The organism is Luteimonas sp. TWI662 (assembly GCF_039673825.1).
Classification (GTDB): domain Bacteria; phylum Pseudomonadota; class Gammaproteobacteria; order Xanthomonadales; family Xanthomonadaceae; genus Luteimonas.
In genome coordinates this window covers 41,959-66,375 of record NZ_JBDJMI010000014.1, presented here as the reverse complement: position 1 = coordinate 66,375, position 24,417 = coordinate 41,959, and the positions used below count along the sequence as shown (strand labels likewise).

General features: G+C 70.0%; 24 protein-coding genes. 17 read left to right on the top strand and 7 right to left on the bottom strand.

The annotated features are described in order from the left end of the window. Positions 1-110: 110 nt before the first annotated feature. Positions 111-2,390 carry an ATP-dependent Clp protease ATP-binding subunit ClpA gene (gene clpA, locus ABE488_RS11185; RefSeq protein ID WP_346448398.1) on the bottom strand — a complete coding sequence of 760 codons (2,280 nt, stop codon included), beginning with the start codon at positions 2,388-2,390 and terminating at the stop codon, positions 111-113. A 90-nt stretch (positions 2,391-2,480) separates the two neighbouring features. Beyond that, on the bottom strand, positions 2,481-2,801 hold the full coding sequence (gene clpS, locus ABE488_RS11180) for an ATP-dependent Clp protease adapter ClpS (RefSeq protein ID WP_346442517.1): 321 nt from the start codon (positions 2,799-2,801) through the stop codon (positions 2,481-2,483). Positions 2,802-2,999: 198 nt separating this feature from the next. Here clpS and ABE488_RS11175 point away from each other — a divergent pair, with 198 nt between their 5' ends. The 5 genes from ABE488_RS11175 to ABE488_RS11155 all read left to right on the top strand — a co-directional run bounded on the left by ABE488_RS11175 (position 3,000) and on the right by ABE488_RS11155 (position 6,792). Further along, the gene (locus tag ABE488_RS11175) at positions 3,000-3,470 is read left to right on the top strand and encodes an NUDIX hydrolase (protein WP_346442518.1); all 471 of its coding nucleotides are present in this window, start codon (positions 3,000-3,002) and stop codon (positions 3,468-3,470) included. Continuing rightward, complete coding sequence (gene mnmA, locus ABE488_RS11170) at positions 3,467-4,630, top strand: tRNA 2-thiouridine(34) synthase MnmA (RefSeq protein WP_346448396.1); 1,164 nt, start codon at positions 3,467-3,469, stop codon at positions 4,628-4,630. The genes ABE488_RS11175 and mnmA overlap by 4 nt, the downstream gene beginning before the upstream one ends. After that, positions 4,627-5,238 (top strand): high frequency lysogenization protein HflD, encoded by a 612-nt coding sequence (hflD, locus tag ABE488_RS11165; RefSeq protein ID WP_346442522.1) that lies wholly within the window; start codon positions 4,627-4,629, stop codon positions 5,236-5,238. The genes mnmA and hflD overlap by 4 nt, the downstream gene beginning before the upstream one ends. A gap of 104 nt (positions 5,239-5,342) precedes the next feature. After that, positions 5,343-6,536, top strand: coding sequence for a methyl-accepting chemotaxis protein (locus tag ABE488_RS11160; protein ID WP_346442524.1), 1,194 nt, complete (start codon positions 5,343-5,345; stop codon positions 6,534-6,536). 61 nt (positions 6,537-6,597) lie between these two features. Next, positions 6,598-6,792 carry a hypothetical protein gene (locus ABE488_RS11155; protein WP_346448395.1) on the top strand — a complete coding sequence of 65 codons (195 nt, stop codon included), beginning with the start codon at positions 6,598-6,600 and terminating at the stop codon, positions 6,790-6,792. Between the two features lie 233 nt (positions 6,793-7,025). On the opposite strand, the gene ABE488_RS11150 is transcribed toward ABE488_RS11155, so the two are convergent. Next, the gene (locus tag ABE488_RS11150) at positions 7,026-9,770 is read right to left on the bottom strand and encodes an EAL domain-containing protein (protein ID WP_346448393.1); all 2,745 of its coding nucleotides are present in this window, start codon (positions 9,768-9,770) and stop codon (positions 7,026-7,028) included. 150 nt (positions 9,771-9,920) lie between these two features. Here ABE488_RS11150 and ABE488_RS11145 point away from each other — a divergent pair, with 150 nt between their 5' ends. Continuing rightward, entirely contained in the window at positions 9,921-11,237 is a 1,317-nt protein-coding gene (locus tag ABE488_RS11145; protein WP_346448392.1) for a sensor histidine kinase, read from the top strand. A 35-nt stretch (positions 11,238-11,272) separates the two neighbouring features. Beyond that, on the top strand, positions 11,273-12,982 hold the full coding sequence (locus ABE488_RS11140; protein ID WP_346448390.1) for an EAL domain-containing protein: 1,710 nt from the start codon (positions 11,273-11,275) through the stop codon (positions 12,980-12,982). A 21-nt stretch (positions 12,983-13,003) separates the two neighbouring features. On the opposite strand, the gene ABE488_RS11135 is transcribed toward ABE488_RS11140, so the two are convergent. The 4 genes from ABE488_RS11135 to flgA form a co-directional block, all read right to left on the bottom strand. Beyond that, entirely contained in the window at positions 13,004-14,173 is a 1,170-nt protein-coding gene (locus tag ABE488_RS11135) for an ATP-binding protein (protein ID WP_346442534.1), read from the bottom strand. Positions 14,174-14,268: 95 nt separating this feature from the next. Beyond that, the gene (locus ABE488_RS11130; protein WP_346442536.1) at positions 14,269-14,604 is read right to left on the bottom strand and encodes a flagellar protein FlgN; all 336 of its coding nucleotides are present in this window, start codon (positions 14,602-14,604) and stop codon (positions 14,269-14,271) included. Positions 14,605-14,608: 4 nt separating this feature from the next. After that, a complete protein-coding gene (flgM, locus tag ABE488_RS11125) occupies positions 14,609-14,926 on the bottom strand; it encodes a flagellar biosynthesis anti-sigma factor FlgM (RefSeq protein ID WP_346442538.1) in 318 nt (105 codons plus the stop codon). A gap of 107 nt (positions 14,927-15,033) precedes the next feature. Continuing rightward, a complete protein-coding gene (gene flgA, locus ABE488_RS11120; RefSeq protein ID WP_346448440.1) occupies positions 15,034-15,681 on the bottom strand; it encodes a flagellar basal body P-ring formation chaperone FlgA in 648 nt (215 codons plus the stop codon). Positions 15,682-15,818: 137 nt separating this feature from the next. Here flgA and ABE488_RS11115 point away from each other — a divergent pair, with 137 nt between their 5' ends. From ABE488_RS11115 to ABE488_RS11070, 10 genes are all read left to right on the top strand, one after another. Beyond that, positions 15,819-16,778: a chemotaxis protein gene (locus ABE488_RS11115; RefSeq protein WP_183426914.1), complete on the top strand. Its 960-nt coding sequence runs from the start codon at positions 15,819-15,821 to the stop codon at positions 16,776-16,778. A gap of 78 nt (positions 16,779-16,856) precedes the next feature. Next, on the top strand, positions 16,857-17,264 hold the full coding sequence (gene flgB, locus ABE488_RS11110; RefSeq protein ID WP_346448389.1) for a flagellar basal body rod protein FlgB: 408 nt from the start codon (positions 16,857-16,859) through the stop codon (positions 17,262-17,264). Between the two features lie 3 nt (positions 17,265-17,267). Continuing rightward, positions 17,268-17,675 (top strand): flagellar basal body rod protein FlgC, encoded by a 408-nt coding sequence (gene flgC / locus ABE488_RS11105; RefSeq protein ID WP_047135034.1) that lies wholly within the window; start codon positions 17,268-17,270, stop codon positions 17,673-17,675. Beyond that, positions 17,675-18,343: a flagellar hook capping FlgD N-terminal domain-containing protein gene (locus ABE488_RS11100; protein ID WP_346448387.1), complete on the top strand. Its 669-nt coding sequence runs from the start codon at positions 17,675-17,677 to the stop codon at positions 18,341-18,343. Before flgC ends, ABE488_RS11100 begins: the two co-directional genes overlap by 1 nt. A 40-nt stretch (positions 18,344-18,383) precedes the next feature. Next, positions 18,384-19,607 carry a flagellar hook protein FlgE gene (gene flgE / locus ABE488_RS11095; protein ID WP_346448385.1) on the top strand — a complete coding sequence of 408 codons (1,224 nt, stop codon included), beginning with the start codon at positions 18,384-18,386 and terminating at the stop codon, positions 19,605-19,607. A 97-nt stretch (positions 19,608-19,704) separates the two neighbouring features. Continuing rightward, the gene (locus tag ABE488_RS11090) at positions 19,705-20,454 is read left to right on the top strand and encodes a flagellar basal body rod protein FlgF (RefSeq protein ID WP_346448383.1); all 750 of its coding nucleotides are present in this window, start codon (positions 19,705-19,707) and stop codon (positions 20,452-20,454) included. Positions 20,455-20,627: 173 nt separating this feature from the next. Continuing rightward, complete coding sequence (gene flgG, locus ABE488_RS11085; protein WP_346442548.1) at positions 20,628-21,413, top strand: flagellar basal-body rod protein FlgG; 786 nt, start codon at positions 20,628-20,630, stop codon at positions 21,411-21,413. Positions 21,414-21,420: 7 nt separating this feature from the next. After that, positions 21,421-22,119: a flagellar basal body L-ring protein FlgH gene (gene flgH / locus ABE488_RS11080; RefSeq protein WP_346442550.1), complete on the top strand. Its 699-nt coding sequence runs from the start codon at positions 21,421-21,423 to the stop codon at positions 22,117-22,119. Positions 22,120-22,127: 8 nt separating this feature from the next. Continuing rightward, positions 22,128-23,246: a flagellar basal body P-ring protein FlgI gene (locus ABE488_RS11075; RefSeq protein WP_346442552.1), complete on the top strand. Its 1,119-nt coding sequence runs from the start codon at positions 22,128-22,130 to the stop codon at positions 23,244-23,246. A 1-nt stretch (position 23,247) separates the two neighbouring features. Beyond that, a complete protein-coding gene (locus tag ABE488_RS11070; RefSeq protein WP_346448381.1) occupies positions 23,248-24,402 on the top strand; it encodes a glucosaminidase domain-containing protein in 1,155 nt (384 codons plus the stop codon). Positions 24,403-24,417: the final 15 nt, after the last annotated feature.

Genomic DNA, 24,417 nt, shown 5'->3' with positions numbered 1-24,417 from the left:
CGACACGCTCCTAAGCGACGCGCTCCGTCGCTGGACGACGAAAAGGCAGCCCCAAGGGCTGCCTTTTCGCGTTGCGCACGCCGGCCGGCGAACCAGCGGCGATGCGCGCCTCACTCCACGGTCGCGGTGAGCAGGCGCTCGGGCTCGGCGAAGGTCTGCACGGTCAGTTCGCCGTCCTCGACATCCACCACCACCCGACCGCCGCCCATCAACTTGCCGAACAGCAGCTCGTCGGCGAGGCGGCGCTTGATCCGGTCCTGGATCACGCGCGACATCGGACGCGCGCCCATCTGCGGGTCGAACCCGTGCTGGGCCAGCCAGTCGCGTGCGGCCGGCGTGGCGCTGAGCGTGACGTCCTTGTCGTGCAGTTGGCTCTCGAGCTCGATCATGAACTTGTCGACCACGCGCAGGATGTGATCCAGACCCAGCGACTGGAACTGCACGATCGCATCCAGCCGGTTGCGGAACTCCGGCGAGAAGCTCTTGCGGATCACTTCCATCGCGTCGCTGCTGTGGTCCTGGCGCATGAAGCCGATCGACCGGCGCGAGGCCTGGGTGGCGCCGGCGTTGGTGGTCATCACCACGATCACGTTGCGGAAATTCGCCTCGCGGCCGTTGGTGTCGGTGAGCACGCCGCGGTCCATGACCTGCAACAGGATGTTGAAGATGTCCGGATGCGCCTTCTCGACCTCGTCGAGCAACAGCACGCAGTGCGGCGTCTTGACGATCTTCTCGGTCAACAGCCCGCCCTGGTCGAACCCCACGTAGCCCGGAGGCGCGCCGATCAGGCGGCTGATCGAGTGCGCCTCCATGTACTCGGACATGTCGAAGCGCACCAGCTCGATGCCCAACTGAAGCGCCAACTGCCGGGTGACCTCGGTCTTGCCGACGCCCGTGGGGCCGGCGAACAGGAAATTGCCGATCGGCTTGTCGGGATCGCCCAGGCCCGAGCGGGCCAGCTTGATCGCAGACGTCAGCGTCTCGATCGCCGGGTCCTGGCCGAAGATCACCATCTTCAGGTTGCGCTCGAGGTGCTCGAGCACGTCCTTGTCGGTCGCGCTGACCTGCTTGGCCGGGATGCGCGCCATCTTGGCCACGATCGTCTCGACCTCCTCGACATCGATCAACGCCTTGCGCACGCCCTCGGGCAGCAGCCGCTGGCGGGCACCGGCCTCGTCGATCACGTCGATCGCCTTGTCGGGCAGCAACCGGTCGGCGATGTGCTTGACCGACAGGTCGACTGCTGCCTGCAGCGCGTCGTCGGCGTAGGTCACGTCGTGATGCGCCTCGTACTTGGGCTTGAGGCCCAGCAGGATCTGGTAGGCCTCGCCGACGGTCGGCTCGACGATGTCGATCTTCTGGAAGCGCCGGGCGAGCGCGCGGTCCTTTTCGAAGATGCCGCGGTACTCCTGGAACGTCGTCGAACCGATGCAGCGCAGATCGCCCGACGACAGTGCCGGCTTGATCAGGTTCGAGGCGTCCATCGTGCCACCCGACGCCGACCCGGCGCCGATGATGGTGTGGATCTCGTCGATGAACAGAATCGCACCGGGATGCTTCTTGATCGCCGAGAGCACCGCCTTCAGGCGCTTCTCGAAATCGCCGCGGTACTTGGTGCCGGCGACCAGCGCGCCGAGGTCGAGCGAATAGATCGTCGCCTCGCTCAGCACCTCGGGCACCTCACCGTCGACGATGCGCTTGGCCAGGCCTTCGGCGATCGCCGTCTTGCCGACCCCGGCCTCGCCGACGTACAGCGGGTTGTTCTTGCGGCGGCGGCACAGCACCTGGATCGTGCGCTCGACCTCCTCGGCCCGGCCCACCAGCGGATCGATGCGGCCCTCGCGCGCGGCGGCGTTGAGGTCGCTGGCGAACTCGGCCAGGGCATCCCCCTTGGCCTCGCCCTCCCCGCCTGCGCCCGCCGCGCCGTCCTCGTGCGCACTCTCGGGCTCCTCGCCACCGGCCTTGGCGATGCCGTGCGAGAGATAGTTGACGACATCCAGCCGGGTCACGTCCTGCTGGTTGAGGTAGTAGACCGCGTGCGAGTCCTTCTCGCCGAAGATCGCCACCAGCACGTTGGCGCCGGTGACCTCCTTCTTGCCGGAGGACTGGACATGGTAGACGGCGCGCTGCAGGACCCGCTGGAAGCCCAGCGTGGGCTGGGTGTCGCGGGTGTCCTCATCGGCGAGCTTGGTCACCGAGGTCAGAATGGCCTGTTCCAGATCGCCACGCAGACGGGCGAAATCGGCACCTGTCGCCTTGAGCACCGACTCGGCGGACGGGTTCTCGAGCAGGGCCAGCAGCAGGTGTTCGACCGTCATGTACTCGTCGCGGGCTTCGCGGGCGCGCTTGTAGCACTGGCCGATCGTGAACTCGAGATCTTTGCTGAACATGGGGCGGGGCCTCCGGAATCACTGCAACCCTGAGTGGGGGCCCGGACCCGGCTTTTCCATCCCTGCCCCGGTCCTGTCAGCCGGCTCTTATTAGGCCTTCTCCATCGTGCACAGCAAGGGGTGAAGGTTGAGTCTTGCGTATTCGTTCACCTGCGCGACTTTCGACTCGGCGACCTCGCGGCTGTAGATCCCGCATACCCCCCGGCCTCGGGTGTGGACGTGCAGCATGACCTGGGTGGCGCGCTCGATGTCGAGCGCGAAGAATCGGGTCAGGATCTCGACGACAAAATCCATCGGCGTGTAGTCGTCGTTGAGCAGCAGCACCGAATACAGCGGCGGTGGCGCCACTTCCGGCCTGCTGGTCTCCACGACCGTGCCGTGGTCGTGCTCGTGTTGGTGTCTACGGCTCATGGCGCAATTATAAGCGCCGGCGATGGACGCGTCGGGAGCGCCGGGGAGACAATGCCCCGAGTCCCCCGCCCGATCTGCCATGCGCCTTCGTTCCCCGCCCCGCCCGTTCCCCGCCCCCGTCCGTGTTGCGGCCGGCGGCCGCATGGCGCGATGCCACCGCTGCGCGACCGCGACGTGGTCCGCAGCCGGAGCGACCCGATGAGCGGGCGTTTCTGGCAGCCCGACGTGACCGTGGCCAGCGTCGTATTCGATGCCGGCCGGGTGCTGTGCGTGGAGGAGCGGGTCGACGGTCGCCTGGTGCTCAACCAGCCGGCGGGCCATCTCGAGCCCGACGAGGCGCTGGTCGATGCGGCGGTGCGCGAGACCCTCGAAGAATCGGGCTGGACGGTCGAGCCGACCGCGCTGATCGGCCTGTACCAGTGGAGATCCCCGCCGCGCCCCGGCGAGGCCGACGGCCGCCACTTCATTCGCGTGGCCGTGGTCGCCCGCCCACTGGCACACGACCCGGACCGCACGCTCGATGACGGCATCGTGCAGGCGCTGTGGCTCACGCCCGAGGCGCTGCGCGCCGAGGCCGCACGCCATCGCAGCCCACTGGTCTGGCAGGTCGTCGCCGACTGCCTGGCCGGACAGCGTCACCCGCTGTCGCTGCTGCGCCAACTTCGATGAGCGCGCCGGAGGTCGTCGTCGGCCTGTCGGGCGGGGTCGATTCGTCGGTCGCCGCGCTGCTGCTGCGCGACGCGGGCACGCCGGTGGCCGCTCTGTTCATGCAGAACTGGGCCGACGACGATGCCCAGGACGGCAGCGGCGTCTGCCGCGCCGAGGACGATCGGCGCGACGCGGTCGCAGTGGCCGGCCGTCTGGGCCTGCCGATCCATTTCCGCGACTTCTCGCGCGAATACTGGGACGGTGTGTTCGCCCACTTCATCACCGAGTACGCGGCCGGGCGTACGCCCAATCCCGACGTGTTGTGCAACCGCGAGATCAAGTTCCGGCATTTCCTCGATGCGGCGCACGCGCTGGGCGCGACCCGGATCGCGACCGGCCACTATGCCCGTGTGGGGCGTGACGGCAGCGGCTGGCAGCTGCTGCGGGCCGTGGATCGCAGCAAGGACCAGACGTACTTCCTGCACCAGCTCGGCCAGGCGCAACTGGCCGCGACGCTGTTCCCGCTCGGCGACCTGCCCAAATCGCAGGTCCGCGAGATCGCCCGTGCTCATGGCCTGGCGACGGCCGAGAAGAAGGATTCGACCGGTATCTGCTTCATCGGCGAACGCGACTTCCGCAGCTTCCTTGCCCGCTACGTGCCTGCCCGCGAGGGCGAGATCCAGACCGCTGACGGGCGCGTGGTCGGCCGCCATCCGGGGGTGTTCTTCTTCACCCTCGGCCAGCGCGAGGGCCTGCAGTTGGGCGGCGTGCGCGGCTTTGCCGCCGCGCCTTGGTACGTCGTCGACAAACGCGTCCACGACAACGTGCTGGTGGTCGATCAGCAGCGCGACAGCCCCTGGCTGATGTCGCGAACGACCTGGACCGCGCAGGCGCACTGGATTGCGGGCGCGCCGCCGGCCGCCCACTTCGTGGCCAGCGCGCAGACCCGCTACCGCCAGCCCGACGAGGCCTGCGCGGTCGAGGTGCGCGACGACGGCACGCTGGCGGTGCGCTTCGCGCAGCCGCAACGCGCGGTCACGCCCGGCCAGTCGCTGGTGCTCTACGACGGCGAGCGCTGCCTGGGCGGTGCGGTCATCGAGGCGACCGACGCCCCCGCGCCCGCCACCACGACAGCCGCAGGCGGGCCTGATCGCGCCGCAGACGCTAGACTTGTCCGATGAGCGATTCCTTTGACGATCGGGTGCTCGCGCTCGCCGCGCTCGCCCAGGCCCTCCAGCAAGTCCGCACCACCGCCGAGTCCGGCCAGTCGCGTGGCGACGCGGCGCAAACGGTCATCGACAGCGTCTTCCGCATCGATGCCGATTCGGTGGCCGATGTCTACGACGGCGTGCCGCGGTTGCAGCCCGGGCTGCGCCTGCTGCGCGACATCCTGACCCGCCAGCCCCACGACGAGGGCGTGCCGAAACTCGCGATGTCGGTGATGCGGCTCGAACGGCGGTTCTCGGCCGAGCCCGATGTCATCGAGGCGGTGAGTGCAGGCCTGCGCCGGATCGCGCCGCAGGCCGAATCGCAGGGCGCGGCGCATCCCGACGTGTTGCTTGCGCTGGGTGCGCTGTATGCCGACACGATCAGCCAGTTGCGGCCGCGGGTCATGGTCCAGGGCGCACCGCACTACCTGGGCCAGGCCAGCGTGGTCGCTGAGATCCGCGCGCTTTTGCTCGCCGCGGTGCGCGCGACCGTGCTGTGGCGCCAGCTCGGCGGCACCCAGTGGGATCTGCTGTTCTCGCGCGGTCGCATGCTCGAGTCGATCGCCCGGCGCGTGCCCTGAGCGTCAGGCTGCAGGCGTCGATCCGCATGCAGTTGTCAGCGGCCGGCTAAAGGCCGGCCACCGGGTGCCGATACCGGGAGCGTGAGAACCTCCCTGAGAGCGCCATGTACGCACGCATCCTGATCCGCCTCGCCGCGCCGTTGTCGCTGACCCTGCTTCTGCCGCTGGCGTTCGCGCTCGGTTGGGCGGCGCCTGCGCGATGGGCGATCCTGCTGACCCTCACCGCGAGTTGGCTGGGCGTGGGCCTGTGGCTACTGCGCCGAGAAACCCGGCGTTCGCCCGAACAGGTGCGCGTGCTCAAGGAGCAGGACCAGTTGCTGACCGAACTGCGCCAGTTCGTCGGCGCCGAGATCGAGGGATCGCGGGTCGAGATCGAACGTGCACGCGAGTTGATCCGACAAGCGGTCAGCGCGCTGGGCAGCAGCTTCGACGCGATGAACCGCAAGTCCCGCCAGCAGGCGCAGGCGATGGGGCGGCTGCTCGACCATACCGGCGACCAGGACGGGATGGGCGGCGCCGATGTCGCCCGCTTCGCGCAACACGCGAGCCAGCGCATGGAACAGTTGGTCGAGGCGCTGGAGCAGGTCAGCGGCCAGAGCGTGACCACCGTGTCGCACATCGATGAGATGGCCGGGCATCTGGACGGCATCTTTGCGCTGCTCGAGGACGTCAAGTCGATCGCCGACCAGACCAACCTGCTCGCGCTCAACGCCGCGATCGAAGCGGCGCGCGCCGGCGAGGCCGGCCGCGGCTTCGCCGTGGTCGCCGACGAGGTCCGCAACCTGTCCGAACGCTCGACCGCATTCAACGAACAGATCCGCAAGCTGGCCCATTCGTCGAAGGAGTCGATCGCCAAGGTCCGCGACACGGTCTCCAACATGGCCTCGCGCGACCTGGACCGCTCGCGCGATGCGCGCGCCGAGGCGGCGGGCATGCTGACCCAGGTGGCCGCGATCAACCGCTCGCTCGGCGACGGCATGCGCGAGATCTCCGAGTGCGGGCGCGCAATCGACTCGAGCGTCGGCGACGCGGTGCGGGCACTGCAGTTCGAAGACATCGCGACCCAGGCGCTGGGCGGGGTCCATGCCCACCTCGAGCGCCTGAGCGCGATCAACCGCGAGGCGATCGATCTGCAGGAGATCCTGCATCGCAACGGCGGCGCGCTCGACGAGGAAATGATGCGTGCGCTGCAGCGGATCGGACAGCGCCTGCGCGAGTCGCGCTCGACCTGGGAGAAGCCACCGCACAAGCCGGTTGCGCAGGAGAGCATGGGCGCAGGAACCGTCGAGCTGTTCTGAGTTGGAACCGCGCTCTGCCAGCAGCGCCCCGCCCCAGGCCCCGGCTTCGACCGGGGCCTGCGTGCTGTCGCGCACGAGCGCACCGGCCGATGCCACCGTCAGCAGGATCCCGGCCGACCTGCTGCAGCGGCTCGACGCCGCTGCCCACGAAGAACTGCGCGACCTGCTCGATCACGCGTCCCAGTCGCCATCGCATGCGCCCGCGCCCGATCCGGTGGCGGCCAGCATCGCCTGGGACCTGGCCGCCGGCTACTGAGCGTCGCGCTGCGCCACGCGGACGGGCTGGTCAACGAATCCAGCGCGTTCTCCAGCGCACTCCCTGCCACCGGCATCCAGTTACAAAGGCCGACGTGTCGCGCAAGGGGATGCACCCGCGCCAGTACGCTTGGCAGCTTCTCGACACGACGGCTCGCAAAACCGGGGTCAGAGGGCAATTTCTCGAGGCGAAATTGCACTCTGACCCCGGTTTTCCCTCGTCCGGCGGCTCGGTCAGCGCGCTGTGGCGCCGTCCACGGCCTGGTGGTGGGCGAGCAGCCAGCGCGCCATCTCGCGCGGCGGTAGCGGGCGCGAGTACAGATAGCCCTGGACCTCGTCGCAGCCGGACTCGAGCAACAGGCGCTCGTCTTCCATCGATTCCACACCTTCGGCCAGGACCTGCATGCGCAGCGCCTTGCCCAGGTGGATGATCGCGCGGGCGACCTCGACAGCGCGCCGCGAGCCTCCGAGTTCGGAGATGAAACTGCGGTCGATCTTGAGCCGCCCCACCGGGAAGCGGCTCAGATAGCTCAGGCTCGAGAAGCCGGTGCCGAAGTCGTCGATGGCCAGCGCTACGCCGGCGCCCACGAGCATGTCGAAGCAGGACCGCAGGGCCTCGGTGTCGTGCAACAGCGCCGACTCGGTCAGCTCGAGCTCGAGCCGGGCGGGCGGCCAACCCGCCTCGGCGCAGGCGGCGAGGACCCGGCTGGCAAACGCGGTGTCGCGCAACTGCACCGCCGAGACGTTGATCGACATCCGGCCGAACGCGATGCCGGCCGCCTCCCACGCCGCGGCCTGGCGGCAGGCCTCGCGCAGCACCCAGTCGCCGATCGCAGCGATGTCGCCGGTCGCTTCTGCGATGCCGATGAACTCGTCCGGCGGGCAGACCCCGAGCTCGGGATGCTGCCAGCGCAGCAGCGCCTCCACCCCCGAGACGCTGCGGCGTGCGATGTCGACCAGCGGCTGGTAGGCGAGTGTGAACTCTTCATGCTCGAGCGCGCCGCGCAGCGCATGTTCGACATCCAGCCGCCGCCGAGCGAGCCGCCAGGCATCGGGGCTGTAGAACTCGACCCGATTGCGCCCGCCCTGGCGGGCGCCGTGCAATGCGACCCCGGCGGCACGCAGCAGTTCGTCGAAGCCCACGCCCGCAGGCCGGATCGCGATGCCCGCACTGATGCCAAAGCGCAAGATCTCGCCGCCGACCGGCACCGGATCCGAGAGCCCGGCGACGATCCGCTGCGCGCTGCTGGCGACATCGTGACGGCTTTCGCCCTGTTGCAGCAGCACCACGAACTCGTCGGCGCCTACGCGCCCGAACAGGTCGCCGGCATCGACGAGCATGTGCAACCGGGTGGCGATGGCCTTAAGCACGCCGTCGCCTGCGGCATGGCCATGGGCCTCGTTGATGCCGCCAAACCCCGCGACGTCGAGCAGCAGCAGCGCCTGGTAGGCAGACGCGTTGGCGACCAGCGCCGTCTCGATGTCCTGGCGCAGCCGGGTGCGATTGGGCAGCCCGGTCAACGCGTCGAAGTGCGCCAGGCGCTCGATGCGCTCGCTCGCGGCGCGCTCGCGGGAAATGTCGCGGAACAGCACCAGCCAGCGCGCCGGTCGGCCGTCGCCCGACTCGTAGTCGACGACGGCCTGGGTCCACACCTGCGCACCGTCGGGCCGGTAGAAACACAGCTCGATGGTCTGAGTGGGCGCGCCGCCGGCGGTGCGGCTCATCGCCGCTTGCAGGATCTCGCGCGATTCGGTGGTGTAGTGGCGCAACAGCTCGTCGAGCGCCAGCGACTCGCCCTCGCGGCCGTGCAGGCCGGCGCACTCGCCGGTCCAGTGCAGACGCCGGGTCGCGGCGTCGACCTCGCAGCCGCCAATGCGGCCGAGTTCGGCGACGCGCCGCAACAGGTCGCCGCGCCGATGTGCCTCGGCGTCGGCATGCCGCTGCCGGGTCACGTCCTGGACCTGTGCCAGCACCCGCGCCGGCAGCCCGCCCTCGTCCTCGTCGCCGCTGAGCGAGGCCCAGATCTGCAGGTGCGCAGGGCCGGCGACGCTGTCGACCACCAGGTCGAAATGCGCGGGCTTGGCGCACTCGCGCAGGCAGCGCCAGCTGGTGCGCAGCACCGGGAACTGCGCGCGCGGAATCCGCCGCAGCCACACGCGCAACGAGCCGCCGTCGCCGACGCCCAGCAGTTGTCGCAGCTCGGGCGCGCTGTGCACCAGCCCTGCGGCCGGGGCCCAGCTCCAGCTCGACATGCCGGCCAGGCGCTGGGTGTCCTCCACCAGGCGCCGCTGCTCGCGCAAGCGCTGCTCCAGCCGCTTGTGGTCGTCGATGACGGTCAGCGTGCCGGCCACCTTCAGCGGCGCGCGCTGGGCGTCGCGGGCGATGATCCGACCGCTGTCGCGCACCCAGCGCCAGCCGGCGGCGGGCTGCAGGCAGCGGTATTCGCACAGATAGGACGATTCGCGCCCGGTCAGATACGCACCGATCGCCTCCCGCATCCGCCCGCGGTCCTCCGGATGCACCCGGCGGCACATCTCCTCGAACGACAGCGGCGCGCCATCGCGATGGCCGACGAGCGCATGCCAGGTCGCCGAACCACGCAGTTGGTCGTGACGCACGTCCCACACCCACAGGGCATGCCCGCCCGCTTCCGCGGCCTCCAGCCAGTCCTCGACATCTTCCGACAGGCTCACGCTCAACGAAAATGCGATCGGGCCGGCCCCGTCCACCGAGATCGCGCGCAATCGGCCGTACAGCGGGGCGTCCGGTCCCGGCAGTTCACAGGCGATCGCATGCTCGCCATCGAGCAATCGCGCATAGAGCAGCGACAGCGACGGCGCATGCAGTTCCACCAGGCGGTCCAGGCCCCGCCGCCGGGCGGCCGGGTTGGCGACCAGGCAGCGTCCGCCGCGGTCGAGCAGCAACAACCCGTCGGACAGCGGGTGATCGAGAAGACTCGAGATGACGCCGGCATCCATCTGGGACCGTTTCGCTCCGTGTCGGCTTGGTAGGTCGCGGATCGCGACTTTGCTCACCGTCCGTTAGCGGCGACCGTGGGACGAAGTTGAGCGCTGTCGAAAGCAGCCCGGTAGACTCGTGGGCGAACGATGCACGGGGCAGCCGGTCAGATGGGTTCCGCACACACGAACGTCCGCGCCGCACGGCGCCAGGACGAGGCGTTGCGCCGCCGATTCGCTGCATTCGGCCGCCGCGTCTGGCTGGGCTGCCTGCTCGGCGGGCTGGCCTGGCTGGGGGTTTGCGCGGTGCTGCCCGCGTCGCTGCCCGCCGCCGGACCGCTCGACGGCCGGCTGCTGGTCGCCGCGCTGTTGCTGATTCCGGCGGCCGGACTGCCCGGCTGGTGGCTGCGGCGACAGGCCGCCAGCCTGGTCCGCAACCACGAGCGCGCGCTCGCTGCCGCCCGGCGCATCGAGCGCGACCGGGAACTGCGCGAACTGCTGGAACTGATGCCCGACGGCACGCTGCTGGTCGCAGGCGGCCAGGTCCGCCACGCCAATGCCGCTGCTGCGGCCGCGTTCGGCTACGCCGGGTCGATGGCGGGGGTGACGGCCGCGACGCTGGTCGCAGAGGAGGACCGGGCGACATTCGACGCGCTGCTCGTCGAGCCCACGCACGCGCGCGACACGCCTGCCCCGCGCATGCGGCGCCGGGACGCGACTGGCTTTCGCGCCTCGCTGACCGCCAGCCGCACGCGTTACGAAGACACCGATTGCGTGCTGGTGGTGTTGCGCGACCTGAGCGAGGTGGAGCGGATGCGCGACGCGCTGGCGGCCGGCAACGCCGAACTGCGTGCGCTCGCGGCGCGCATGTTCACGTTGCAGGAAGACGAGCGACGCGCGATCTCGCGCGAGCTGCACGACGACATCGGGCAGTCGGTCACCGCGATGAAGCTGGCCGCCGGCAGTGCATTGGTGGAGACCGACCCGCTGCGCCGCCGCGACGACCTGGAGGACATCGCGATGCTGGCCGATGCGACGATCGAGCGCCTGCGCGACATCTCGGTGCTGCTGCGCCCGCCGCAGCTCGACGCGCTGGGTCTGGAGGCCGCGCTGCGCGCGCATGCCGCACGGTTGCTGCGCAACGCCGCGCTGCAGGCCGAGGTCGAAGTCGCAACGCTGACACGCCGGCCGGCCCGCGAAGTCGAGCAGGCCTGCTTCCGCATCGCACAGGAAGCGCTGACCAACATCGTCCGGCACGCCCGGGCGAGTCGGGTGGCGTTGCGGCTGTACGAGGACGCCGGCACCTTGTGCCTGCACGTCGGCGACGACGGTGTCGGCTTTCCCGACAGCGCACCGACGGGGCTGGGCCTGGTGATCATGCGCGAGCGCGCGCAAGGCGTCGGTGGCCGACTGGACGCGGCGTCCTCGCGTACCGGCGGCACGCGGATCGAGGCGCGCCTGCCCTACGACGTGCAGGCCATCTCATGACCGCTGCAGGCCGGGCGAGCCGGTAGAATCCCGCGATGCAGCCTACCTCGATGCCGCTGGAACGTCTGGGTGCCGGTCACCCTGCCCTGGCGCGGATGATCCGCGATGCCAGAACCCGCGGCGGCGCCCTGGCGGTGCTGCACGTGGACATCGACCATTTCGTCTCGGTGAACCAGAACATGGGCACGGACGTCGGCGACGCCGCGCTCCAGGCGGTCGGCGCCCGGCTGCAGGCCAGGCTTGGCGCGCAGGGCATGGTGTGGCGCCACGGCAGCGACGAGTTCGTCGTCGCCGCCTGGCTGTCCGACGACGCGCCCGCTTCGGCGCAGGCACTGGCCGAGGCCCTGGTCGAGGAGATCGAGCGCCCGCTCGAAGTCCTGCCCTATACGCTCTTTCTCGATGCCAAGCTCGGGGTGAGCCTGTGCCCGCAGCACGGCACCGAGCCCTCGGCCCTGCTGCAACTGGCCGAGAATGCGGTGCGCCGCGCCTCGCACGCGGTCTACGAACACGTCCAGTTGCACAGCAACGCGGCCGCCGATCGCAGCCAGGGCGAGAACGGCATCGGCCGGCAGATCCTCGAAGCGCTGCCCAATGGGGAGTTCCGGCTGCGCTACCAGCCCAAGATCAGCGCCCGCGACGGGCGCGTGATCGGCATGGAAGCGCTACTGCGCTGGCAATCGCCGACCCTCGGCCTGCTGTTGCCCGAGCGCTTCCTGCCGACTGCCGAGCGGATCGGCGCGATCCTGCAGATCGGCAACTGGATGCTCGATCGCGTGGTCGCACAGATCCGCACCTGGCGCGAACAAGGGTTCGACGATTTCTTCGTCGGCATGAACGTCACCACGCAACAGTTGCTCGACCCGGCATTCGTCGATCGCCTGCTCGGCCGCATGCAGCAGGCCGGACTGCCGACCTCCTCGCTGGTGCTCGAGCTCAACGAGCGGGCGCTGGGGGCGAACATCGACGTCGTCCATCGCGCAGTGTCGACGCTGCGCCACGAGGGCATCGGGGTCACGCTCGACAACTTCGGCACCGGCGACGCCAGCCTGGGCGCGCTGGTGCGGTATCCGGCCGATATCCTCAAGATCGACCGCAGCTTCATCAACGCCGCGCCTGCAGGCAGCCGCGAGACCGCGATCGTGCGGGCATTGATCGCGATGGGCCACCAGTTGGGCATGAAGGTGATCGCCAATGGCGTGGAGACCGAGGCCCAGCTCGGCTTCCTGCGCCGGGCCGACTGCGACTATTTCCAGGGCTACCTGTTCGGCGAACCGATGAGCGCCGAGACCGCGGGCCAGGCGCTGCGTCGCCGCTATCTGCGTCCGGAGCTGTTCACCGCGACCAAATCGCATCGCACGCTGCTGCTGGTCGACGACGAGGAGAACGTGCTGCGAGCGCTGGTGCGGCTGTTTCGCCGCGACGGCTACCGGATCCTGGCCGCCGGCAACGTGCGCGACGCGTTCGGCCTGCTGGCGACCAACGAAGTGCAGGTGATCCTGTCCGATCAGCGGATGTCGGAGATGGACGGCACCGAGTTCCTCGGCCGGGTCAAGATGCTCTATCCCGACACCATCCGCCTGGTGCTCTCGGGCTACACCGACCTGGCCACGGTGACCGAGGCGATCAACCGCGGCGCGATCTACCGGTTCCTGACCAAGCCCTGGGACGACAACGTGCTGCGCGACCACATCCGCCAGGCGTTCCGGACCTACGACATGCAGCGCGGGCGCGACGGCACGGAGTAGGCGCCAGGCGCACACCCCGACTCAGGCGTGCGCACCCGGTTGCCGCACCGGCAGCACGATGCGGAAGCGGCTGCCGGTGCCCGGCGCGCTGTCGACCTCGATCCGGCCGTGGTGCTTGGCGACGATGCCGTAGGAGATCGACAGGCCCAGGCCCGTGCCCTTGCCCACCGGCTTGGTGGTGAAGAACGGGTCGAAGATCCGCTGCAGCATCTCGGCCGGAATGCCGTTGCCGCTATCGGCGATCTCCACCCAGACCTCCTCACCCTCGTGGCCGGTGCGCACGGCGATCGTGCCCTGGGTCTCGATCGCCTGGCCGGCGTTGAGCAGCAGGTTCATGAACACCTGGTTGAGCTCGGACTGCAGGCATTCGACCATCGGCAGCGTGCCGTAGTCCTTCTCCAGCGTGGCCTTGTAGCGCAGCTCGTTCCAGACGATGTTGATCGTCGATTCGAGCCCGGCATGCAGGTCGGCCAGGCGCCAGGCGTGCTCGCGGTCCGAGCGCGAGAAGTCGCGCAGGTCGCGGACGATGCGGGTGACCCGCTCGATGCCCTGCCGCGACTCGGTCAGCAGCTGCGGCAGGTCGCGGCTGATGAAGTCGATGTCCAGGCGTTCGCGGGTGGCGTCGATCTCCGCGCGCATCGTCTGCGGGTCGTCGCTGCGCAGCGCGCGCTCGTAGACATCGATCAGCGCGAACAGATTGCCGACGTACTCCTGCAGGCTGCCGAGGTTGGAATGGACGTAACCGATCGGGTTGTTGATTTCGTGCGCGACGCCGGCGGCCAACTGGCCGATCGAGGCCAGCTTCTCGGCCTGCAGCAACTGCTCCTGCGCCGCATTGAAGCGAACGTTGAGCTCGCGGTGGCGCTGCAACAGTTCGTCGTCGCCGCGTCGCGGCCGGCCGGGGTCCTGCAGCACCAGCAGGTAGCGCCCGTCGTCGGCCGCCAACCGATACAGACGCGCGGCGACCTGGGTGCCTTCGCCGAAGGCGACCTGGTCGCGCCAGCGGCCGGTGGTCTCGGCCTGCTCCAGCGCCTGCGCCGGCAGCAGCGCGTCGAGCCTATACGCGTCGGCGGCCCAGGTCGGATGCAACCGCTGCAGCGCATCGCCGGTCGGGTTGGCGTACAGCAGGCGACCGTCGCCTCCGTAGAGGTAGACGCCCTCCTCGATACAGGACAGGACCGAAGTGGGCATGGTCGGGGGCGGTGCGACGACGGGATCGGAAATCGGGGGCACTGCGTGGAGCCGGCTACGGACGCCTGACGATTCTAACCGCAGGACGTCGCCGCTCAGGCGACCGCGAGTTCGCGGCTGCGGCAATCACGCTCGGCGCGGCCCTGTGCGTCGTACCCGGGCAGGCTTTCGGACCGCCCCAGGTGTCGCAGCGCCCAGTTCACCTCGCGCCGGCGCCGGGCGAGCAGCGCACCGTTGGCGCGGTTGAGCTCGCTCAGCTCGGCCAACGGGCCGGCCAGTTCGTCGGCCGGGCAGCGCTCGAGCTCGCGCAGCGCGACGATCTTGTCCTGGGTCGAGCGCATCAGCGCGCCGACATCGTGGCAGATCAGCGCCTCGCGCTCGTCGGCGAGCGCGCTCGCAAGACGGGCCAGGCTGTCCTGTGCCGGCGTCATCGGATCAGCCGCCCAGGCGGGCGTCGAGATCGAGCATCCGCGAGGCGATCGCCTCGGCGTCGACGCGGTAGCTGCCCGAGGCGATCGCCTCGCGCACGGCCTGGACGCGCGATTCGTCGAAAGCCGGTCGTGTCGAGAGGTCGCGCTGCAGGGCCTGCAGGCCAGTCGCCTCGCCGGTCAGGCGCAGGCTGTCGCCGGTCGTGGCGCTGGCGGCTTCGACCGCCTTGTCGCGGCTGTCGCCGGCGCGGGCCACCTGGGCGCCGGCCACGGGCGCGGCACTGCGGACAGTCGGCGCCTGGAGTCCATCGATCTTGTGGGTCATGACGGGGATCCTGACACGAAGTGCGTGAATGGGTTCGTGGATGGTATCGGCCCCGGTCCGCGGAGCTTTAGCGCGGATCGGCGCCGGGCGTGGGATCGCATCGTCGACTAGCGCCCGACGACCACGTCGCCGGCCGGGTCGACGATGCCCTGCACCACCCGGCGCGAGGACAGGTTCTCGACACTGACCCGCTCGCGCTCGCCGGCATCGCCGAGCGCGCGACCGGCCATGCGCACCTCGATACCGGCCTGGCGCGAGACCAGCGCGACGGTGTCGCCACGGCGCACCAGTCGCGGCGACACGAGGTCGCCTGCGGTCAACACGCTGCCGGCGAGCAAGGTGCGGCGCGCGCTGCGGCCAACGGCATCGGCCGGATCGGCGACCGCCGCGCCGGCCACGCGCGCGCCGTCGCGACGTTCGGCGATGAGATCATCGGCCGCGAGCGCCTGGCCTGCAGCCACGCCGCGCGCCAGCACCAACACCATCTGGCTGCGCCGCACGCGGACCGGCACATACAGCCGCCAACCGCTGGGGCAGCGCACCTCCACCGTGGCGCCGCCGCTGCGGGCGGCCTCCAGCGGCTCGGCGCACCGCGGCATGCGCAGCGCCGGGTCGAGCGTCGCCTCGGCCTCGCCGCTCTCGACCGCCGACAGCGCCGCCAGGCGGATCGAATCGACCGACTGGAATGCGTCCGACGCGGCCACCGACGTGACCCCAGCGACCGCCAGCAGCGCGGCGCTCAGGCACCAGGCCATTGCGGCGGGTCGCAGCAGGCAGACGGTCATGGCGGGGCCCTCACGGACGAACGGATATCGCAGGCGATGCAAGCGCCGTGCCGCGACGCGTGTCGGTCGCCGCTCAAGTCGTGGGGTTGCGCGCCGATACCGCAGGCATGTCGCAGGATCTGCTCGACCGCATCGACCAGCGTACCCGCCTCGCCGGCCACAACCGGCTGGCGCTGCTGCTGTTCCGTCTCGGCGGACGTCAGGTTTTTGGCGTCAACGTGTTCAAGGTGCAGGAAGTCCTGCGCCGGCCGCACCTGTTCCGCGTGCCGGGGCTGCCGGCGCAGTTCGCCGGGGTCGCCGACGTGCGCGGGCGCAGCGTGCCGGTGCTCGACCTGGGAGTGGCGATCGGCCATCCCGAGCGCAGCGACGACGCCCCACCCGGTTACCTGGTGGTCACCGAGTTCAACCGTTCGGTCCAGGGCTTCCTGGTCAGCGGGGTCGAGCGCATCGTCAACATCGCGGTCGAGGACGTGCTGCCGCCACCCGACCTGGGCGCCGAGGGCGGCTACCTGACCGCGGTCACGCGCTATCAGGGCGAGCTGATCCAGGTGATCGACGTGGAGAGCGTGCTGGCCGACATCTCGCAGGCGCGGATGGATGCCGACCTGTCCCCGGACTATGCGCTGCCGGCCGACGCGCCGCCGATGCAGGTGCTGGTGGTCGACGATTCGCGCGTCGCGCGCCAGCAGATCCGCAGCGTGCTCGACCAGCTCGGCGTCGGCGTGACCCTGCTGTCCGACGGCCGCCAGGCGCTCGACCACCTGTTGCAGTTGCATGCGGCCGGCGAGCCGCCCTCGCAGCGCTACGCGATGATCGTCTCCGATATCGAGATGCCGGCCATGGACGGCTACACGCTGACGACGGAAATCCGTCGCCACCCCGGCCTGGCCGACCTGTACGTGCTGCTGCACACCTCGCTGTCGGGCGTGTTCAACACCTCGATGGTGCAGAGCGTGGGCGCCAACGCGTTCGTCGCCAAGTACAGCCCGCACGACCTGGCCGACGAAGTGCTCAAGCGCCTGCACGAGGTCGCCGAGGCGGCCGGCGGGCGACTCGTCGCCGCCTGAGCCCGGTCGCGGCCACCGCGCCGGGCACCCTGGCACGCCGCTTGCACGGTCACCGGCGACCTCCACCGGAGCCCGGCCATGTCCAATCCGATCTCGTCCTACCTCGGGCTGCAGGCCGATGCGCTGCCGCTGCGCGAGCAGCGGATGAAGCTCATCGCCAGCAACCTGGCCAACGCCGACACACCCGGCTTCCAGGCCCGCGATCTCGACTTCAACGCCGCGCTGGCCGCCGCCGCACGCACGCGCGAAGCCGGCGGGCAGCCGCCGCTGCGCGAGCGCGCCGACCACATCCCGTTGCCCGGCGCCGATGCCTTGGCGCCGTTCGAGGTCGCGCGCGTCGCCGCCCAGGCCAGCCTGGACGGCAACAGTGTCGATCCCGATGCCGAGCGCGCCGCCTACGGCCGTGCGGCGCTGGAGTACCGCGCCTCGCTGAGCTTCCTCGAATCCAAGGTCCGCACCCTGCTGACCGCCATTACCGGACAGTAACCGATGAGCAACCTGCCGATCTTCGACGTCGCCGGTTCGGCCATGCAGGCCCAGTCGGTCCGCCTGAGCACGCTGGCCAGCAACCTGGCCAACGCCGACTCGGTTGCCGGCTCGCCCGAGCAGGTCTACCGGCCGCTCGAGCCGGTCTTTCGCGCCAGCGCGCACGCCAGCGACCCGGCCCTGACCGGCGTACAGGTGGCCGGCATCGTCGAGCGCGAGACTCCGCCGATCCAGCGCTACGAACCCGGCCATCCGCTCGCCGATGCCCAGGGCTATGTGTACGCGCCGGATGTCGACCCGGTCTCGCAGATGGTCAACCTGATTTCCGCCTCGCGCAGCTATCAGGCCGGCGTGGAGATGATGAACACCGCCAAGGAACTGGCCGTCGCCACTCTGAGCATGGGCCGCTGATGAGCACGATCTCCAGCGACATCGCCAACAGCCTCGGCCTGGCCGGGGGCGGCAAGGCGACCGACAAGAAGGACGCCTCGCTCGGCCAGGCCGACTTCCTGCGGCTGATGACCGAGCAGCTCAAGCACCAGGACCCGCTCAAGCCGATGGAGAACAGCGCGTTTCTCGGCCAGCTGGCGCAGTTCTCGACCGTGCAGGGCATCCAGGATCTCAACACCTCGGTCAACGGGTTCGCCAGTGCGATGGCCAGCGACCAGCTGATGCGCGGCGCAAGCCTGGTCGGCCGCGACGTGGTGCTGCCGTCGGCCAAGCTGGCGCTGCCCAACGAAGGGGCTGCGAGCGGCCTGGTCGCCGCCCCGGCGGCCGGTACCGTGAACTTCGACGTCACCGACGCCAACGGCCAGCTGGTCCACCAGTTCAGCGTGCCCGCGCATGCCGCTGGCGAGGTCGCGTTCGCCTGGGACGGCACCGATGCCGCCGGCAACCGGCTGCCGGCCGGGACCTATGGCATCGCTGCACGCCATCTGGCAGGCAGCGGCGAGTCCTCGGTACTGAGCACCTATGTGCGCGCCCGCGTCGACAGCGTGTCGGTCGGCCGCGACGGCCTCTACCTCGACCTCGACGGCCTGGGCACCGCGCCGATCGGCTACGTGCTGCGCGTCAACTGACCGCCCTTTTCATCCGCGCTCGACCTCAACGGAGTCCGCCATGAGCTTCAATACCGCCCTGTCCGGCATCAACGCGGCCAACGCCGACCTCAACGTCACCGCCAACAACATCGCCAACGTCAACACCACCGGCTTCAAAGCATCGCGCGCCGAGTTCGGCGACCTGTTTTCGCGCACGTCCTACGGCCTGGCGCGCAACGCGGTCGGCTCGGGTGTGAAGCTGAGCAACGTCGCCCAGCAGTTTTCCCAGGGCAACATCGCGCCGACCGGTCGCAATCTCGACATGGCGATCGACGGCGAGGGCTTCTTCACCCTCAACAAGAACGGCGCCCGGCTCTATAGCCGCGCCGGCAACTTCCAGGCCGACAACCAGGGGTACATCGGCACCCCGGACGGGGCCCGCCTGCAGGTCTATCCGCCCAGCGCCAACGGCAATGGCTTCGACATCGGCCGGGTCACCGATCTGCAACTGCTGACCACCGACAGTCCGCCGCGCGCGACCACCGCGGTCCACCTGAAGTTCACCTTGCCCGGCAACGCGCAGCCGCCCACGATCGCGGCCTTCGACCCGAGCGAGCCCAACAGCTACACCGCCTCGAGCGGCGGCGTCACGGTGTTCGACTCGCTGGGCGTGAGCCACGTGCAGACCTCGTACTTCGTCAAGACCGAAGCCGCCAACGAATGGCAGGTGCACACCTACATCGACGGCGGACGCGTGGGCGATGTCGCCACGCTCACCTTCACCGACAACGGCGCGCTGGCCACGCCCGCCGACGGCCGCATCGTGTTGACGCCGTTCGCGCCGGGCAATGGCGCAGGCGAGGTCGCGGTGACGCTCGATGTCAGCGGCTCGACCCAATACGGCAACGGCTTCCAGCTGCGCGACAACCGCCAGGACGGCTACGCGGCCGGCAAGCTCGACGAGATCAGTATCGCCGCAGACGGTGTGGTCTTCGCGCGCTACTCCAACGGCGCCAATGCCGCGCTGGGCCAGGTCGCATTGACGACCTTCGTCAACCCGCAGGGCCTCAAGTCTCAGGGCAACAACTTCTGGGCCGAAAGCTACGACTCGGGCGCCTCGCGCACCGGCGTGCCCGACAGCGCCGACTTCGGCCAGCTGCAGGCCGGCGCGCTGGAATCGTCGACCGTCGACCTGACCGAACAGTTGGTCAACATGATCGTCGCCCAGCGCAACTTCCAGGCCAACGCGCAGATGATCTCGACCCAGGACAAGGTGACGCAGTCGGTCATCAACATCCGATAGGCCGGGGTTCGGCCACCGGCGCGTCAGGTATCGACGGCCCGGTGATCCGCCCGCTGCACGTCGCGTTCTCTCGCTTCTCGCTGACCGAGCCCGCCGAATGGACAAAGCCCTCTACGTCGCCATGAGCGGCGCGCGCGCCACGCTGCAGGCCCAGGGCACAGTGGCGCACAACCTCGCCAATGCCGAAACCGCCGGGTTCAAGGCCGCGCTGGCCAACACGCAGGCGTATCGCGTGCCCGGCGGCGAACACGCCTCGCGCATCGACGCGATGCACATCGATCAGGGCTTCGACAGCCGGGTCGGTGCGCAGCGGGTCACCGGCAACGCGCTCGATGTCTCGCTGCGGCCCGACCGCTGGCTGGCGGTGCAGTCGGCCGACGGCGGCGAGGCCTATACCCGCGCCGGAAATCTGTCGCCGACCCCCAACGGCCAGCTGGTGACCGGCGGCGGACATCCGCTGATCGACGAGAACGGCCAGCCGCTGGCGCTGCCGCCGCACCAGGCGCTGGACATCGGCGAAGACGGTACGGTGTCGATCGTGCCCCTGGGCGAAGGCCCGCAGACGCTGGCAATCGTCGGCCGCCTGCGTGTGGTCGAAGCGCCCCCCGACCGGCTCACACGCGGACTCGACGGGCTGATGCGCAGCGCCGATCCCCAGCGGCCGCCGGCCCAGGCTGTCGGCAACGTCATGACCACCGGCGCCCTGGAATCGAGCAACGTCGACGCCGCCGGCGCCCTGGTGCAGATGATCCAGTTGCAGCGCCAATTCGAAATGCAAGTCAAATTGATCCAGCGCGGCGACGACAACGCCCAGGCCGCCAACAGCCTGCTCCGCCTGGGCGGCTGACGCTAGAAAACCGGCGTCTCAAAACCGGGGTCAGAGTGCAATTTCGTCGTCGTGGCAAGACGACCCGATGCAGTCGCTACGTAATTGCACTCTGACCCCGGTTTTGAGGCGATGGCACGGGGATTGCATCGCTGATTGGGGACGGCGCGGTGCGCCGCATCGAGGACACGACGATGAACCAGGCACTGTGGGTGGCGAAGACCGGGCTGGATGCGCAGCAGACGCGCATGTCGGTGGTCTCCAACAATCTGGCCAACACCAACACCACCGGCTTCAAGCGCGACCGCGCCAACTTCGAGGATCTGCTGTATCAGCAGGTCCGCCAGCCGGGCGGTGCGACCTCGGCGCAGACGCAGCTGCCAACCGGCCTGCAGTTGGGGACCGGTGTGCGCGTGGTGTCGACGGCCAAGGACTTCCAGCAGGGCAATCCACAGCAGACCGGCCGCGCGCTCGATGTGATGGTCAACGGTCGCGGGTTCTTCGAGGTGCTGCTGCCCGATGGCACCTCTGCCTACACCCGCGACGGCAGCTTCAAGATCAGCCCACAGGGCGAACTGGTCACCAACAGCGGCTTCGCGGTGCAGCCGGGCATCCAGATCCCGGAGGGCGCGCAGGCGATGACGATCGGCCAGGACGGCACGATCACCGTGCAGATGGCCGGCGAAGGCCAGGCGCTGGAGATCGGCGCGCTGACGATCACCGACTTCATCAATCCCGCGGGCCTGCAGGCGCGCGGCGAGAATCTGTATCTGGAGACGACGGCCTCGGGCCCTGCCCAGAACGGCACGCCCGGCCTCAACGGGCTGGGGCTGATCGAACAGGGCGCGCTGGAAGGCAGCAACGTCAACGTGGTCGAGGAGCTGGTCAGCATGATCGAGACCCAGCGCGCTTACGAGATGAACGCCAAGGCGATCTCGACCACCGATTCGATGCTCGGCTATCTGAACAACAAGATCTGAGGCCGTCATGTTCGTCCGTCCGCCTTCCGCGCCGCGCGCGCTCGTGCTGCTGGCCCTGCCCGCGCTGCTCGGCGGCTGCGTGGCCGCCGGCGATGTCCGGCCCTATCCTGCGCTGGCGCCGATCCAGCCGGTCGCAGCCCCGCCGACGTATGCGACCCAGGGTGCGATCTACCAGGCCGGCGGCGGCGGGCTGTCGCTGTTCGCCGACAAGCGCGCGCGCGAGGTTGGCGACCTGATCACGATCCAGCTGATCGAGAGCACCATCGCGCAGACCAACGCCGCGACCAAGGTCGGCAAGGACAGCAGCGTGGCAATCGCGCCCCCCAACCTGTTCGGCGCCCCGGTCACGATCGGTGGGCGCGAGGTGCTGGGCGCCAGCGCCAGCGGAAAGCGCAGCTTCGATGGCAACGGCCGCAGCACCCAGAGCAACCGCCTGCAGGGCAGCATCACCGTCACCGTGGTGCAGCGCCTGCCCAACGGCAATCTCGTGGTCGAAGGCAGCAAGGAGCTGCGTTTGAACCAGGGCAACGAACTGGTGCAGGTCCAGGGCATCGTGCGCCCGGCCGACATCGCCCCAGACAACAGCGTGCCGTCGGGCCGTGTCGCCGACGCGCGGATCGTCTACGGCGGCCGCGGCGCGATCGCCCAGTCCAACGCGATGGGCTGGCTCGGCCGGTTCTTCAACTCGCGGCTGTCTCCCTACTGAGTCCCGTCATGCGCCCTGCCCGCCTCCGCCCGTTCCTCGTCGTCGCGCTCGCCTTGTGCGCGTGCGTGCCCGCCTGGGCGCAGGAGCGCATCAAGGACCTGGCCACCGTCGGCGGCGTGCGCGGCAACGCGCTGGTCGGCTACGGCCTGGTGGTCGGCCTGGACGGCAGCGGCGACCGCACAAGCCAGGCGCCCTTCACCGTGCAGAGCCTGCGCAACATGCTCAACGAGCTCGGCGTGACCGTGCCGTCGAACGTCAACCCGCAGCTCAAGAACGTGGCCGCCGTCGCGATCCACGCCGAGCTGCCGCCGTTCGCCAAGCCCGGCCAGACAATCGACGTGACCGTCTCGTCGATCGCCAATGCGATCTCGCTGCGCGGCGGCACCCTGCTGATGGCGCCACTCAAGGGCGCCGATGGCCAGGTCTACGCCATCGCCCAGGGCAGCCTGGTCGTCGGCGGCTTCGGCGCGCAGGGCCGCGACGGCTCGCGGGTGTCGGTCAATATCCCGAGCGTGGGCCGCATCCCCAACGGCGCGATGGTCGAGCGCGGCGTCGCGACCGGGGACCTTGGCGACAGCGGCGAGCTGACGCTCAATCTCAACCGCGCCGATTTCAGCACCATCGCCAACATGGTCGCCGCGCTCGACGCGCGCTTCGGTCCGGGCACGGCGCGCGCGGTCGACGGCGTGACCGTCGCGGTGCGCGCGCCGTACGACCCGGGTGCGCGGATCGGCTTCCTCGCGCAGGTCGAGAACGTGCAATTGGCCGCCGGTTCGGCGCCGGCCAAGGTCATCGTCAACTCACGCACCGGCACCGTGGTCATCGGCGCGCAGGTCAAGGTGCTGCCGGCCGCGATCGCGCATGGTTCGCTGAGCGTGACCATCACCGAGAGCGTGGACGTCAGCCAGCCCGAGGCCTTCGGCCGCGGCAGCACGGTCGTGGCGCCACGGTCGGACATCGAGATCGGCCAGGACGGCAGCCGCATGTTCAAGTTCGCTGGTGGCACCTCGCTCGACGAGATCGTCCGCGCGGTCAATGCGGTGGGCGCCGCGCCCGGCGATCTGATCGCGATCTTGGAAGCGCTCAAGCAGGCCGGCGCGCTGCGCGCGGAACTGGAGGTGATCTGACATGCGCATCGCCCCGACGCCCATCGATCTTGCGCCCAGCCAACGGCCCGATGCTACCCGCATCGATGACGCCGCACGCCAGTTCGAGGGCGTGTTCGCGCAGATGCTGATCAAGAGCATGCGCGATGCGAGCTTCGGCGATGCGCTGTTCCCCGGCGAGAACCAGCTCTACCGCGACCTCTACGACCAGAAGCTCGCCAAGTCGTTGACCGACGGTCCGGGGCTGGGCCTGGCGAAGACGATCGCACGGCAATTGGGGGGCGCCGAGGCCGCCCCGGCGCTGGACACGCGATTGAACCCGACCGCGCCACTGCCGCCTGCCACAGCCGCCCCTGGCGACCGGTCCTTGCTGCCCGAAACGCTGGGCGCGCGCACCCTGGATCTGATCGCCGGGCGTACCGACGTGTCCGGCGAGACGGCGAGCCCGGCCTCGCCGATGGATGGCTTCATCGATCGGCTGCTGGCGCGCGTGCAGCCTGCAGCCTCGGCCGCAGGCGCGGCCGCGACCGCGCTGGTGCCGGGAGCGGCTGCGCTGGTGCCGGGAGCGGCTGCGCTGGAAAGCGCCTCGCGCGCGGCCGCCGATCGGCTCGGTGCGCGCACGCCCGAAGGCTTCGTCGCCTCGATCTGGTCGCACGCGCAGAGCGCGGCGCGCGAGCTCGGGGTCGATGCCCGGGCGCTGGTGGCGCAGGCGGCGCTCGAAACCGGCTGGGGCCGGCGCATGATCCGCCAGGACGACGGCGGGACCGCGCACAACCTGTTCGGCATCAAGGCCACGGGCTGGCAGGGCGAGCGCGCCACCGCGAGTACCCACGAGTACCGCAACGGCGTGCGCCGCGACGAGCGCGCGCAGTTCCGCGCCTATGCATCGCCGGCCGAGAGCTTTGCCGACTACGTGCGGCTGCTCAAACAGACCCCCCGCTATCGCCAGGCGCTCGAGTCGGGCGGCGACGTGCGCCGCTTCGCCAGCGCGCTGCAGCAGGCCGGCTATGCCACCGATCCGCGCTACGCCGACAAGATCAGCGCGATCGCCAACGGCCCCACGCTGGGCCGCGCGCTGTCGACGATCGCCGAAGTCGCACGCGAGGCTGGCGACGCCGTGCAGCCGCTCCGCTTCGCCGGCGCCGATGCGCCCGGCCAGGCATTCACCCGCCGCTAGTCGCCAGGACCCGTC

What these genes read in the sequence shown, in the direction of transcription:
- flgG (WP_346442548.1), top strand. Translation starts at nt 20,628, where the DNA reads ATGAACCAGGCACTGTGGGTGGCGAAGACCGGGCTGGATGCGCAGCAG.
- clpA (WP_346448398.1), bottom strand. Translation starts at nt 2,390, where the DNA reads ATGTTCAGCAAAGATCTCGAGTTCACGATCGGCCAGTGCTACAAGCGC.
- ABE488_RS11090 (WP_346448383.1), top strand. Translation starts at nt 19,705, where the DNA reads ATGGACAAAGCCCTCTACGTCGCCATGAGCGGCGCGCGCGCCACGCTG.
- flgM (WP_346442538.1), bottom strand. Translation starts at nt 14,926, where the DNA reads ATGACCCACAAGATCGATGGACTCCAGGCGCCGACTGTCCGCAGTGCC.
- flgA (WP_346448440.1), bottom strand. Translation starts at nt 15,681, where the DNA reads ATGGCCTGGTGCCTGAGCGCCGCGCTGCTGGCGGTCGCTGGGGTCACG.
- ABE488_RS11135 (WP_346442534.1), bottom strand. Translation starts at nt 14,173, where the DNA reads ATGCCCACTTCGGTCCTGTCCTGTATCGAGGAGGGCGTCTACCTCTAC.
- hflD (WP_346442522.1), top strand. Translation starts at nt 4,627, where the DNA reads ATGAGCGATTCCTTTGACGATCGGGTGCTCGCGCTCGCCGCGCTCGCC.
- ABE488_RS11100 (WP_346448387.1), top strand. Translation starts at nt 17,675, where the DNA reads ATGAGCACGATCTCCAGCGACATCGCCAACAGCCTCGGCCTGGCCGGG.
- mnmA (WP_346448396.1), top strand. Translation starts at nt 3,467, where the DNA reads ATGAGCGCGCCGGAGGTCGTCGTCGGCCTGTCGGGCGGGGTCGATTCG.
- flgE (WP_346448385.1), top strand. Translation starts at nt 18,384, where the DNA reads ATGAGCTTCAATACCGCCCTGTCCGGCATCAACGCGGCCAACGCCGAC.
- ABE488_RS11140 (WP_346448390.1), top strand. Translation starts at nt 11,273, where the DNA reads ATGCAGCCTACCTCGATGCCGCTGGAACGTCTGGGTGCCGGTCACCCT.
- ABE488_RS11160 (WP_346442524.1), top strand. Translation starts at nt 5,343, where the DNA reads ATGTACGCACGCATCCTGATCCGCCTCGCCGCGCCGTTGTCGCTGACC.
- flgH (WP_346442550.1), top strand. Translation starts at nt 21,421, where the DNA reads ATGTTCGTCCGTCCGCCTTCCGCGCCGCGCGCGCTCGTGCTGCTGGCC.
- ABE488_RS11115 (WP_183426914.1), top strand. Translation starts at nt 15,819, where the DNA reads ATGTCGCAGGATCTGCTCGACCGCATCGACCAGCGTACCCGCCTCGCC.
- ABE488_RS11150 (WP_346448393.1), bottom strand. Translation starts at nt 9,770, where the DNA reads ATGGATGCCGGCGTCATCTCGAGTCTTCTCGATCACCCGCTGTCCGAC.
- ABE488_RS11130 (WP_346442536.1), bottom strand. Translation starts at nt 14,604, where the DNA reads ATGACGCCGGCACAGGACAGCCTGGCCCGTCTTGCGAGCGCGCTCGCC.
- clpS (WP_346442517.1), bottom strand. Translation starts at nt 2,801, where the DNA reads ATGAGCCGTAGACACCAACACGAGCACGACCACGGCACGGTCGTGGAG.
- ABE488_RS11070 (WP_346448381.1), top strand. Translation starts at nt 23,248, where the DNA reads ATGCGCATCGCCCCGACGCCCATCGATCTTGCGCCCAGCCAACGGCCC.
- flgB (WP_346448389.1), top strand. Translation starts at nt 16,857, where the DNA reads ATGTCCAATCCGATCTCGTCCTACCTCGGGCTGCAGGCCGATGCGCTG.
- ABE488_RS11175 (WP_346442518.1), top strand. Translation starts at nt 3,000, where the DNA reads ATGAGCGGGCGTTTCTGGCAGCCCGACGTGACCGTGGCCAGCGTCGTA.
- flgC (WP_047135034.1), top strand. Translation starts at nt 17,268, where the DNA reads ATGAGCAACCTGCCGATCTTCGACGTCGCCGGTTCGGCCATGCAGGCC.
- ABE488_RS11075 (WP_346442552.1), top strand. Translation starts at nt 22,128, where the DNA reads ATGCGCCCTGCCCGCCTCCGCCCGTTCCTCGTCGTCGCGCTCGCCTTG.
- ABE488_RS11145 (WP_346448392.1), top strand. Translation starts at nt 9,921, where the DNA reads ATGGGTTCCGCACACACGAACGTCCGCGCCGCACGGCGCCAGGACGAG.